The organism is Paraclostridium dentum (assembly GCF_048568265.1).
GTDB classification, from domain to species: Bacteria; Bacillota; Clostridia; order Peptostreptococcales; family Peptostreptococcaceae; genus Paraclostridium; species Paraclostridium dentum.
This window is the reverse complement of record NZ_CP183813.1, coordinates 2,189,322-2,202,152: the sequence shown is the minus strand read 5'-3', so window position 1 is coordinate 2,202,152 and position 12,831 is coordinate 2,189,322. Positions and strand designations below refer to the sequence as shown.

Genomic DNA, 12,831 nt, shown 5'->3' with positions numbered 1-12,831 from the left:
CAAAGTAGTATTTTGAAGATATTATATTAAGTATATATTTAAAAATTAATTAATTAATAAATACTCTGAATAGAGGTGTTAAATTTGAGTGATTTAAGGGTAGATTTATTTAGTGGAGATGTAATTATATTTGCTCCTGATAGAACAGGTAGACCAACTGATATGAAAAAAATTGAAGATGAAAAAGAATTAGCTAATATTTATGAAGAGAAATGCCCTTTTTGTAGAGGGAATGAAGAACTTTCAGCAGGAACGACTTTTCAAATAAATAGTGATTCTGGATGGATATGCAAATCTATTTATAATAAATATCCAATAATAGAAGAAGGGGCAATAGGAATAAGTGGAATTCATGAAGTTATTATAGATACATACAGACACAATGGTTCTTTTTATAATATGAGTGAAATTGAATTTAAAAATATGTTTCTCGCATACCAAAATAGGTATAAAGAGTATATAGAAAATAAAGATACTGTATATATTAGTATATTTAAGAACTTTCTTAAGAAGGCTGGAGCATCTTTAGCTCATCCTCATTCGCAAATTATTTCTATGTCTTTAGTACCTAAATATATAAAAAATGAAGTAGAGATACTAAAAGAGTACTATGAAAGTAAAAAAGAAAGTTTGTATGAGAAAGTAATAAATGAAGAAATAAGTTTAAATGAAAGAGTTGTGCATAACGGAGAAAATTTCTTGGTGCTAATTCCATATGCATCCATGTATAACAATGAAGTTAGAATAATATGTAAAGATAGTTCTAAGTTTGAAAATTTAAGTGAAGTAAACTTAAATGAACTTGCCTATATATTTAAAAAAGTATTTGAAAAAATATACATTGAATGTGGATATATGCCTTTTAATTTATGTATGCATGCGCATCCAAAGGGATTAGAAAATGATAATTTATTTCATTTGCATTTCCATGTAATTCCTAGAAAATATAACTTTGGGGGATTTGAAGTAAGTAATGGGATATATGTATCTTCAACTAAGCCACAAGACTTTGCGAAAAAAATAAAATTTAAGTAGATACAAAGGAGAAAAATATGAAATTTATATCTTGGAATGTAAACGGCCTGAGAGCTTGTGTAACTAAAGGCTTTATGGAATTTTTTAAAGAAATAGATGCAGATATATTTTGTTTGCAAGAAACAAAACTTCAAGAAGGTCAAATTGACTTAGATATTGAAGGATACTATGATTATTGGAATTATGCTCAAAAGAAAGGTTATTCAGGGACTGCTATATTTTCAAAAAATAAGGCATTAGATGTTAAGTATGGAATAGGAATAGAAGAGCATGATAATGAAGGAAGAGTTATAACATTAGAATTTGAAGATTTTTACTTTGTTACAGTATATACTCCAAATTCACAACAGGGTTTAAAAAGACTTGAATATAGAATGCAGTGGGAAGATGATTTTAGAGATTATTTAAATAGGTTAGATGAGATAAAACCTGTTATAATGTGTGGGGATTTAAATGTAGCTCATACAGAGATAGATTTGAAAAATCCTAAGACAAATAGAAAAAATGCTGGATTTACAGATGATGAAAGAAATAAATTCACAGATTTTTTAAATTCAGGATTTATAGATACTTATAGATTCTTTAATCCAGATAAAGAAGGCGTATATAGCTGGTGGTCATATAGATTTAATGCTAGAAACAATAATGCTGGATGGAGAATTGATTATTTCTGTGCATCTGATAAGTTAAAAGATAGATTGGTATCAGCGAACATTCATACTGAAATACTAGGTTCTGATCATTGTCCAGTTGAGTTAGTGATAAAATAAAACATAAAATCATAATACCTTTAATATAATTTAATAAACTATTAAATAAAGGAGGGTATTATGAATATAGTACAGCTTAAAGAAAAAGTAAATAAAGGGATAGCTTTAGGCGCTGAAGTTGTTTATATAAAAGAAGAGAGTCTTTTGTTTGGAATAGAGTCTATAGTTAGAAATGAAGATAATGAAAGTGTAGTATTTATAAAGTCTAAAGGAGAAAGCTTAAAAAGTGAAGATTTTATAAATATTATAGATGAAGTATACAATCAAGTTGGAAATGTAAATGTATATGTAGGAAAAGAAAGCAAATTTAGAAATGAAGATAAACCAATAGATGTTGTAGAGTTTGCACAATATGAAAATATAAAAATGTTGTTTTTGAATGCATAAAAATATATAAAAAAGATAAGTCCTAAAATTAGGACTTATCTTCTTTTTTTATACTTAAAACCATGTTTTGATTTTTTCTTACTAGATTTAGGTGAAGCTTTAGGTGTTGGAGCTGGTATATCATCTATTAAAAACTGATTAGTTTTCCCCATCTTATAAGCTAAATCTATAAGTTTCTTATCATCTGAAGTTAAATCTCTTCCTAGTATCTTTTTAAATTCTTCAAATAAAGCAAGGTAGTTAACTTTCTTTTTAACTGATTTAGATCTAGTTCTATTGGATTTAACAGGTGTATATACATAAGTATCTGCAACTATATTTTCATCGTAGATATTTTTTAAAACTAAAGCTGTATAGTAAGCGTCGTTTAAAGCATCGTGGTATGCCTTGTCTTGTTCAAGCTGTAAAATTTGTATAGCATTTTGAAGGCCGATACTTTGGCCAGTTGGATTATTAAAGTAAGATGATGCGTACTGCTGAACGTTTATATATAACTGGGGCAATCCTTTTGAAGGAAGTGAGTAATAATTTATATTTCTGTATAACTCCTTTAAATCTCCAGAACCCCAAACGCACATTATACTAGACTTGCTAGAAATAAACTTTCTAAATTCCTTATATACGTTTGAAAAAGAAGGTGCATCTTTTACTTTGTCCAATGTTATATGAGTCATTTTTCCAACGAATGGATGGATGGTTTTATATATATTGGGTTTTACAAAACTACTAAATTTGTCGATTATATTAAAATTAGCATCAAGTTTTATAGCTCCTATTTGTATTATTTCAAAAGGGCATTGTTCATTAGAAAATGTTTTGTTATTTTCTTTATCAAATCCCTGATTAAATTCTAAATCGAAAACTATATATTCCATACGAATCTCTCCTAAAAATTTTTGGTTATTAATTTAGTATACCCTATGTAAAAAAAAAATCATACACAGGATTTTTAAGTAAATTTAAAAAATTAAATATATTGCGAACAAAATACAAATATATTATAATAATATAAATTATATTGCGAATTAAAAGTGTTTTATTCTGAAAAACATTATAACTTGCAAATCATAAAATAAAATCAGTGAATTGGGGGATAAAAATGCAATCTTTATTATATGTTATTGAAAAACATAGTCACAATGAAAAAGATTTAAAGGAACTATTGTCTCAACATGAAAATATAAAATTTGTATCTCTGATGGGAGTTGATCTAGGTGGAAATGCTATAGATGAAAAAATACCTATAGAACTTTTTCTAGATGATATTACAGGATTTTTAAATTCAGGGATACAAACTGATGGTTCTAGTGTTGAATTATACAATATAGCAACATTAAACAATGCAAAAGTTGATTTAATGCCAGATAATGATGCTATTTGGTATATAGATTATAATATGGAAAATATGTGTAATAAGTGCAACTTACCGATAGGAACTTTAAAAATACCAGCATTTTTATTACATGAAGGAAAAAGAGTTTGCTCTAGAGGGATTTTAAAAAAGTCAGAAGAATACACAAAAGAAGTTATAATGAACATAATATCACAACAACCACACATGCTTGAAGGTCTAGGGATAAGTAGCATAGATGAAATAGAAAGTATAAATCTAACTGCTGCAACAGAACTAGAATTTTGGGTAAACACACCAGAAGATAAAGCTGATATAGAAGCTCTTCATGTATCTCAAAGTTTAAAAGAACAGTATTGGAAAAGAACAAAAGGAATTATAAGAACTTGTCTAGAAAATAGTCTAATAATACTTCAAAATTTAGGGGTAGAACCAGAAATGGGTCATAAAGAGGTTGGAGGAATAACAAGCTCTATTAGTATAGATGGAAAAACTAACCATGCAATGGAACAATTGGAAATAGACTGGAAATATTCAACACCACTTCAATGCGCGGATAATGAATTATTGGCTAGAGAAGTTATAGAAGACGTTTTTTGTAGGAGTGGTTTAGAAGTAACTTTCAAAGCTAAGCCTTTAGATAGTGTTGCAGGAAGTGGAGAACACACTCACTTTGGAATTAGTGCAAAGCTTAAAAATGGAAAGATAGTCAATTTATTTTCGCCAGAAGATATGAAAAATGATTATACTACAAAGTTTGGATATGGGGCTTTAATGGGAATACTTAGAAACTATGAAGTACTAAACCCATTCGTTACTTCGTCTAATGATGGATTCAATAGATTAGTTCCAGGTTTTGAAGCCCCTGTTTGTATAGTTACATCAGTAGGTCACTCTTACGAAGTTCCATCAAGAAATAGATCTATATTAGTTGGACTTATAAGAGATCTCAATAGTCCTTTAGCTACAAGATTTGAGCTTAGATCTCCAAATCCATTATCTAATACTTATTTAGTTATAGCTGGAGCATACCAAACTATAATTCATGGAATAAAGGCTGTTGCAGAGAGTAAATTAGGTACAAAGGAATTAGAGAAGGAACTATCAAAAGATATAGGCGAAAATAGTTTTTATCTAGAAAAAAATAGAGCCTATAGAGACGAAAATGATGTATTTGAAGATTATGAAGAAGAAGAAAGAAATCAAAGATTTTCAACTCCTCCAGCTACTGTATATGAGAATATGAAAAACTTAGAAACTCAAAGCTATAAGTTAGAATCATTAACTCAAGGAAATGTATTTTCAGATAAAATAATAGACTCATTTAAAGTAGGGGCTATAGACAAATGGAAAAAAGAGCTTAAAAATAGAATTATACAAGATAATATAGATATAATAAGAAGTTTAAAAAAATTACACATAAATGATGATATGGACGTTTTAGATGAAGTATTATGGGAAGAGATAAACTATATAAAACATTATTTAATGAAAGATACAATGAATAAAAAATCTTTATTTACAAGAATAAAAGATTCTATAGAAATTAAAGATTATGAAACAGCATCGAATCTTCAAATAGAAATGAAAAAGAAAATGAAAGAAGTTCAACAAAAATATATTCAATATCAAAAAAACATATTTTAATAGTTTTTATAATTAGATAAAAGAGTATATTAAACTACTTTTATTTAGAATTTAGAAAGGGATTAAGCAAAGCTTAATCCCTTTTGTTATATTGAATGAACTTTTTATCTGAAAAATATATGAACAGATAAACTTACTATTAATAAATAAGCAATTATAGATGAGTATTGTTTTATTTTTAATTTATTTAAAAAATTTAACTTTGTGCAAGTTGCCATAAACAATACAAATAATAACATAGAACTACTATCAAATATAGAAAAATTAGCTTTTAATGTATAAATATGAGGTATTAAACATGCAAGTGATAGTATTAGTGAAGGTGTATTTAGTTTGCTAAGCGTAGGGAGTACTTTATTTATATTTGATTTTAAAGTTCTAGAGTTCACTATCAAATATATATCAGAAAGTATGTATGATGCAGAATATATTATTATGAATATAGCAGATATAATTCCAAAGATAACCTCTTGATTTTTAATCATATTATCTTCCCCTTTTTAAATAAATTAATAGGTTTAAACAAATAGTTTATATTATTTTATTAAGTTTGATTGTCCATTGTGATTGATATTAAGTTAAATTTTGAATAATTTATATTTAACTTGTCTATATTAAGAAATAGTTATTAAGAAGGAGGAAAAAGTATGGTTAAGAGTTTTAAAATATTAATGGCTGTAGGTTTAATAACGACTATGAGTACACTTAATATATATGGAGCAGAAACTGAAAATTCATCAGGTGAACAAATTGTAAAAGATATATACAACTTAAAAATTGAACAAAAAAATATCAATGAAAAAATTTCAGATATAGATAAATCTATAGAAGAAAAAAAGTTAATTCAAAAAGAATCTAGTGATGTGGAAGTTGTTCAATTAAATTTTGTTGATGATGAAAAGAGCTTAAAAGACAATGAAGATTTATTGAAAAATTCTGTAGAGTTAGAAATAAAAGCTTTAGAGGAGTCGAAATTACCTTTAAATGATCAAGTTAAAAATTTAGAAAACCAAGAAAATAATTTGAAAAATGAAATGAATGGAAAAGTAAATTATGGATCTTGGCCTGTTCCAGGATTTACAGAGTTGAGTTCGCCTTTTGGTTATAGAATTCATCCTATAACTAAAGAAAGAAAACTTCATAAGGGTGTAGATATACCTGCTGATTATGGAACTGAAGTATTATCTACTGACTATGGGGTTGTAAGTTTTTCAGGTATTCAAAATGGATATGGAAATGTAGTGGCTATAAAACATTTTGATGGAAAAACTTCTATATATGGACATAATAGTCAGAACATAGTCAACGAGGGTGATTTAGTATATAAAGGGCAACCTATTGCTAAGGTAGGTTCAACAGGACGATCAACAGGTAATCATGTTCATTTTGAAGTAACGATAAATGGAGAATTAAAAAATCCTTTAGATATAACTTCTAAATAAAAATTAAAAAACTATTGAAATTAAAGGCTTATATGATAAAAAATTAAAAGTTTATTATATAAGCTTTTTTATTGTTTGATTTAATAAAGAAAGAATTTTAGTGAATTTATTTTATTCTTGAAATTGGTATTACCAATTATTTAATAAAAATTAAAATAAAAAGGTTTTGAAGGTAATTGTTTGAGTTTTTTAAATATAATGAAAAATTATTAAGTAATTGACTTTATATTTCAAGAGTACTATAATTATTAATTGTTTGATAAGAAAACAGTTAGAAATCTAATTAATGGAAAGAATGGGGTGAACAGTATGGAAAATACAATGGAGGCAATTGCTACCAACAATCTATTGTTTATATTTTCAGTAGTAGTAGTAACAGGTATAGTATTAGGTAAATTAAGTGAAATACTAAAATTACCCGATGTAATTTTATATTTAATAGCAGGAATAATAATAGGGCCAGCTGTTTTAAATATAATAAGTATAGAAGCTTTTCCAATAGAAAATAATCTTATACTGACTTTCGGATCGGCATTTATATTATATGAAGGCGGTAGAGAGATAAATTTAAAAGTTTTAAATAAAGTTAAAATTAGTGTAGGTTTACTTTCGACTTTAGGAGTTGTAATATCTACAGTTGTAGTTGGATTAGCAACTAGTAAAATTTTCCCAGTATCAATTATGACGGCTTTACTTATAGGTGCAGTCATAGCATCTACAGATCCAGCAGCACTTATACCAGTATTTAAGCAAGTTGCAATAAAAGATAAAATTAAGCAAACAGTAGTAAGCGAATCAGCATTTAATGATGCAGTAGGAGCAATACTAGTAAGTACTTTATTGGCAGTTATAACATCAGGATCATTTTCACTTGGTGAAAGTGCAAAGGAATTATTAATTTCAGTAGTAGTAGGATTAGCAGTTGGAGTTGTTATAGGTTTATTATTTTCACTTTTAGTGTCAGACAAAAAATGGGGTGTATTCCACTCATATGCACCAATAATTTCTGTTTTAAAGGTTGCATTAGCTTATGAAATAGCTACTAAGTTACATGGAAGTGGATATATGGCTGTATTTATAGCAGGACTTATAGCAGGAAATAGAAAATTATTCGGACTATGGGTACCAGATATTGATTTTCATGCAGAACATTGTTTTAGAGAGAGTGTAGGAGCATTATGTAGAATGGCTATATTTATAGTCTTAGGAACTCATGTAGACCTATCTGCACTAGCACAATATTGGTTACCTTCACTATTAGTAGTTTTAGTTTTAATGTTTGTAGCAAGACCATTAGTAGTTTTAATATGTACATTATTTGATAGACAAGCTAAATGGAATTTTAAAGATAAGTTGTTTATGATGTGGGTAAGAGAAACAGGGGTTATACCAGCGGCTCTATCAGGAATAATTGTATCTATGCAACTTCCAGGTTATCAAATAATTTCATCAGTTGTATTTATGACAATTTTAATAACATTAATCGTACAAGCTAGTACTACAAAGATATTAGCTAAAAAATTAGGTTTATTAGAAGATGATAAAAATGAAAATTCAAAAACTGAAAAAGTAGCATAAAAAATAAAGGCTATCTAGGTAAAGTAATATGATCCATATAACTTTCGTTAGATAGTCTTTATTTTTGTGAATAAAAACTATGGAAAAGGAGGAAAAAAAGTAGTTTAATAGAATTTATTTTATATAGAGAAAAATTATAGGAAGATTTGAAATATTCAATAAAATGGAGGTGGATTTATGAAAAAAAGGCTTATAGGAGATGCCTTGGTATATTTTATTGCTCCGGTTGTTCTATTTTCTATATTTAAAGGAGAATCTAAAATATATTCTCTTATGACGACTACTATGATTTTAATTGCATACTCTATGATCATTAAATACAATCAATTTAGGTTTAATTTTTCAGGTTTATTTTTTTCAATTGGATACACCTTTATGCAATCTTTAAAGATAGGATTAAATGAGCCTTATCATATATATATATATAATATATATTGTTTAATAATTGCTTCTATAGTTATAGTGATATTAAACTTAGTAGATAGAAACATATTTAAACAGATATACATAGATATATTGAAAATCCTTAATTTCAGCCAAATTCAAATCATTAACTCAATCAAAAAAAATAACTTATATAAAGAATTTTATAAGCTTACATCGATTGTAATTATCCATATATTAATTTTAATTTTAGTAAAATCTCATTCAGTATTTAGCTTAGGAAAAACAGGATATTTGAATAATTTAAACATTGAGGCTTCAATATGTATTATATTTTTTATAGGAGAAGCTGTGCTAATTTCTAAATTTATAAAGAACACAAAATATATATTAACTAAAAGTAATATAAAAAATATTAAATTTGTTACAAATGAATCAAAGATAATAAATATTAATAAATATAAAAATATTAATAAATAAGGGACTATTTTATAAAGTCCCTATTAATTGTGTAACAAAAGATGCAATTTTATTATAATCTATAGAATTTTTAAAATTAATTATATTGTCTACCATGAAGTTTATTCTATCGTTTAATCTTTTATCAACTAAAGCATCTAATAAGTTTTTTAAGTCATCTTCATCGTTATATACAATGCCGATACCTTTATCTATTATAAATCGGGCATTTTCTATCTCTTGTCCAACTTTAGGAAGCATGACAACTACTGGAATTTCACTTTTTATAGCTTCAAATAAAGTTGCACCACCAGGTTTTGTTATCAATAATGTATGTTCTTTCAATAGATATGGCATATTTGTTACGAATCCTAAAACATTAATGTTTTTAAGAGGTTTTTTTTCTGTTAATTTATCATAAAGTTTTTGATTTTTACCACACACTATAGTGACTTTTAATGCATCTCCATTTAAGTCTAATAAATCATCTATGTAGTAAAAAAAATCATCTTCCATATCAAATAAACCTCTACCACCACCAACTATAAGTAGCTTATGTTTTTGAGATGAATTTTGTTCTGAGTTATGCTCAAATTCTTTTTTTACAGGAACTCCAGTTACTTTAACTATATTAGGATTTATGCCTTTTTGAACGTATCTATTTTTTATCTCATGAGAAGCTACAAAATACATATTAGTAGTTGGATAAATCCATTCAAGACTATCGACAACGTCAGTAACTACTGTAATAGTTGGAACCTTAAACTCAGGATTTTTAGTTTTAAAATAATCAACACAAGTGCAAGCCATAGGAAACGTTGAAATTATAAGATCTGGATTAGTTTCCATTATATACTGGGATAATTTTGGAGTATACATTTTATAAGCTATATCATGTCTAGAGTCAAATGATTTTTTTAAATAGTAATAATAATTGTATAGTCCAGGAGTATATTTTGTATTAGCTTCATAAAGTTTAACAAGTGGCTTATTCATTTTTGGAACACTTGCACTTATAAAGTTTTGTATAACAACTTTATATGAAGGCTGTTCTTCAAGTATGTATTCTTTAATAGCATTAGCTGCACTTATATGTCCGGCTCCAAATTGAGCGGTAAGAATCAATATTGTTTTTTTGGTGTTATTCAATATATCACCTCTTTTTTAAAATTTAATTAATGATAGTATTATACATTTATATAAATATTAAATCAATTATATATTATATGTATGGAGGTAATGGATGGAAGGAATTGATACAAAAGAAAAAAGCAATGAATATAAAAATTTTGAATTAATGGATTCATTTAGAATAGTAATATATTCAATTTGTGGTATTTTTATATTTTTTTTGCCGATAAATTTAAAAGGTTCTACAAATACAATTATATATCATTTATACTTTTTTATTCAATCTAGGTATATAGAATTAATTAAGTTGTATTTATTTATAATGGTATCTATAGGATCTGTATTACCTATAATTAAACACAAAGAAAAGGAATATGATGCACTTAGTAATATAATAAAGTGCATAAAACCTATAAGTATATTATTCATACTTATAATTTTTTCTAAAATTGAATTTAGGGCATATAATAATAGCAGTTTACTATTTATGAGAGATTTTTTGTTTAAATCAGTTATTATTCTATCAATAAGTTCTTTCTTTTTACCTCTTATAACAGAGTATGGTCTATTAGAAATTTTTGAAGCATATTTTCAAAAATACACTAAAAAAGCTTTTAAACTAAGTGGAAAATGTGTATTAAATATATTAGTGTATTTATTTGTAGATATATTTAGTGGGATGTTTATGACTAGCCATCTATATAAAAAAGGAAAACTTAGACAAAGTGAAGCGTGCATAATGATTTCTTGTTTCTCTTTTACTAGCATTTTAAATTGTTACTATTTAGCAGATGAATTAAGCTTAAAGTCTGTAGCATTTACTATTTTTATGGTTATAAATTTATCCTTAGTTGTTAACTGTTTAATGTGTAGGATATGGCCTTTAAAAGTTAAGAAAAAATCTTACTTATACAAAAGCGCTTACAAAGAATGTAGTTTTAAAAAGGATAAGTTTAAAAATGCGATAAGGAGACATGTATCTACTAAAAAAAATAATAAGTTAATATTTTATATGTTTGAAAATTTTAAAGAATCATTTAATATAATTATGACAATATTACCCAATTTAGTTATAATTATATTTGTAGGAGAGTTTTTAATAAATAATACAGGATTGATTGACACTATAGGTGAAATTACTTATCCAATTATAGAAATGTTTAATTTGCCATCAAAAGTTCAAATAAACGAAGCTTTATGTTTAGGCATGTTTAATGGAGGTAGGTATATAGAACTTATAAATAATGATATAAAAGATATATCTGGTCTTATAATATTTATAATATCTATAGTGCAAACGATATCAATTAGTACTAATATGGTATATGTAGATAGTACTGATATTCCGATTAAAAAAATGGAACTTTTAGTGATTGGAATAGAAAAAATATTAATATCTCTGACAATAATTTATTTATTTTACTATTTAATTATAGGAAACTTATAAAAATAGGGAGGTTTAGGTTATGGAATATAAATCTGAGTTAGTAAAAAAATATTTAACGGAAGTGTTAAATATACCAAGTCCATCTGGTTATACTCAAAATATAATGGAGTATATAACAGGAGTTTTAAAAACTTTAAATGTTGATTATAAAGTAACAAATAAGGGTGCTGTAGTTGCTACAATAAAAGGTGATGACGATGAATATCAAAAGACTTTATCTTGCCATGTAGATACATTAGGGGCAATGGTAAAAGAAGTTAAAGGAAATGGAAGATTGGCATTAACTCAAGTTGGTGGATATATGATGACTTCAGTTGAGGGTGAATGTTGTAAAATACATACAAGATGTGGAAAGGTTTATGAAGGCACTATTCAAACTATAAAACCATCTGTGCATATACACTCTGATTGTAGAGAACTTCCAAGAGTTCCAGCTAACTATGAAGTTGTTATAGATGAGCAAGTTTGTTCTAAAGAAGATACTAAAGAATTAGGAATAGAAGTAGGAGACTTTATATCTTTTGACCCTAGAGTTAAAATAACTGATTCTGGATTTGTAAAATCTAGACATTTAGACGATAAAGCTTCAGTTGCAGCAGCTTTATATGTTATAGAGTATTTAAAGCTTGTTGGAATAAAACCAAAACATACTGTAAACTTTTTCTTCAGTAATTATGAAGAGGTTGGACATGGATCATCAGCAGCTGTGCCAGAAAAAACTAGAGAGTTTATAGCTATTGATATGGGGTGCCCAGGAGATGGTCAAAACTCAACTGAATACGATGTATGTATATGTGCAAAAGATTCAGGTGGACCATATGATTATGAATTAACAAATAGACTTATTCAAATTGCTAAGGATAACAATATAGGATATAAAGTTGATACTTATCCTAATTACGGATCAGATGCAGGGGCTATGTTAAAAGCTGGATATGACGTTAAAACAGCTTTAATAGGTGCTGGAATATTTGCATCTCATGGATATGAAAGAACTAATTTAGAGTCTATTATAGAAACTATAAAATTAGTAACAGAATACGTTAAATAATAAAAATTAAAAAGTCGTACTTTTCGTAAGCCTTGATCAGTATAACTACCTAATTTGCTCCATACAGGTATAAAATCAACCTGTAAATGTCGCTTAAATTAGTTAGTTATACTTGATCTGTGAAAACGAATAGTACGACTTTTTTAATT

At 26.7% G+C, this 12,831-nt stretch carries 12 protein-coding genes; 9 read left to right on the top strand and 3 right to left on the bottom strand.

Going from position 1 to position 12,831, the window contains the following annotated elements; genetic code table 11:
- Positions 1 to 84: 84 nt before the first annotated feature.
- The 3 genes from ACN6I1_RS10110 to ACN6I1_RS10100 are packed head-to-tail and all read left to right on the top strand — an operon-like array spanning position 85 to position 2,192.
- Positions 85 to 1,035, top strand: coding sequence for a DUF4931 domain-containing protein (locus ACN6I1_RS10110; RefSeq protein WP_419741825.1), 951 nt, complete (start codon positions 85 to 87; stop codon positions 1,033 to 1,035).
- A gap of 17 nt (positions 1,036 to 1,052) precedes the next feature.
- Positions 1,053 to 1,805, top strand: a complete 753-nt coding sequence (locus ACN6I1_RS10105) for an exodeoxyribonuclease III (RefSeq protein WP_419741824.1) — start codon at positions 1,053 to 1,055, stop codon at positions 1,803 to 1,805.
- Positions 1,806 to 1,865: 60 nt separating this feature from the next.
- On the top strand, positions 1,866 to 2,192 hold the full coding sequence (locus ACN6I1_RS10100; protein WP_021429765.1) for a hypothetical protein: 327 nt from the start codon (positions 1,866 to 1,868) through the stop codon (positions 2,190 to 2,192).
- Positions 2,193 to 2,227: 35 nt separating this feature from the next.
- Here ACN6I1_RS10100 and ACN6I1_RS10095 read toward each other — a convergent pair whose 3' ends face one another.
- Complete coding sequence (locus ACN6I1_RS10095) at positions 2,228 to 3,067, bottom strand: 3'-5' exonuclease (RefSeq protein ID WP_025161604.1); 840 nt, start codon at positions 3,065 to 3,067, stop codon at positions 2,228 to 2,230.
- Between the two features lie 224 nt (positions 3,068 to 3,291).
- Here ACN6I1_RS10095 and ACN6I1_RS10090 point away from each other — a divergent pair, with 224 nt between their 5' ends.
- The gene (locus tag ACN6I1_RS10090; protein WP_021429770.1) at positions 3,292 to 5,190 is read left to right on the top strand and encodes a glutamine synthetase catalytic domain protein; all 1,899 of its coding nucleotides are present in this window, start codon (positions 3,292 to 3,294) and stop codon (positions 5,188 to 5,190) included.
- Positions 5,191 to 5,294: 104 nt separating this feature from the next.
- Here the strand turns inward: ACN6I1_RS10090 and ACN6I1_RS10085 are convergent, their stop codons facing one another.
- Positions 5,295 to 5,675, bottom strand: a complete 381-nt coding sequence (locus ACN6I1_RS10085) for a hypothetical protein (protein WP_035115037.1) — start codon at positions 5,673 to 5,675, stop codon at positions 5,295 to 5,297.
- A gap of 162 nt (positions 5,676 to 5,837) precedes the next feature.
- Between ACN6I1_RS10085 and ACN6I1_RS10080 the strand changes: the two genes are divergently transcribed.
- From ACN6I1_RS10080 to ACN6I1_RS10070, 3 genes are all read left to right on the top strand, one after another.
- Positions 5,838 to 6,632 carry a M23 family metallopeptidase gene (locus ACN6I1_RS10080; RefSeq protein ID WP_419741823.1) on the top strand — a complete coding sequence of 265 codons (795 nt, stop codon included), beginning with the start codon at positions 5,838 to 5,840 and terminating at the stop codon, positions 6,630 to 6,632.
- Positions 6,633 to 6,941: 309 nt separating this feature from the next.
- Positions 6,942 to 8,210 carry a cation:proton antiporter gene (locus ACN6I1_RS10075; RefSeq protein WP_021433617.1) on the top strand — a complete coding sequence of 423 codons (1,269 nt, stop codon included), beginning with the start codon at positions 6,942 to 6,944 and terminating at the stop codon, positions 8,208 to 8,210.
- A gap of 177 nt (positions 8,211 to 8,387) precedes the next feature.
- Positions 8,388 to 9,074, top strand: coding sequence for a hypothetical protein (locus ACN6I1_RS10070; RefSeq protein WP_025161603.1), 687 nt, complete (start codon positions 8,388 to 8,390; stop codon positions 9,072 to 9,074).
- A 9-nt stretch (positions 9,075 to 9,083) separates the two neighbouring features.
- Here ACN6I1_RS10070 and ACN6I1_RS10065 read toward each other — a convergent pair whose 3' ends face one another.
- Entirely contained in the window at positions 9,084 to 10,202 is a 1,119-nt protein-coding gene (locus ACN6I1_RS10065) for an MGDG synthase family glycosyltransferase (protein WP_419741822.1), read from the bottom strand.
- 94 nt (positions 10,203 to 10,296) lie between these two features.
- Between ACN6I1_RS10065 and ACN6I1_RS10060 the strand changes: the two genes are divergently transcribed.
- Positions 10,297 to 11,631, top strand: coding sequence for a YjiH family protein (locus ACN6I1_RS10060; protein ID WP_419741821.1), 1,335 nt, complete (start codon positions 10,297 to 10,299; stop codon positions 11,629 to 11,631).
- A 19-nt stretch (positions 11,632 to 11,650) separates the two neighbouring features.
- Positions 11,651 to 12,682: a M42 family metallopeptidase gene (locus ACN6I1_RS10055; protein ID WP_035115031.1), complete on the top strand. Its 1,032-nt coding sequence runs from the start codon at positions 11,651 to 11,653 to the stop codon at positions 12,680 to 12,682.
- The last annotated feature ends 149 nt before the right edge of the window (positions 12,683 to 12,831 follow it).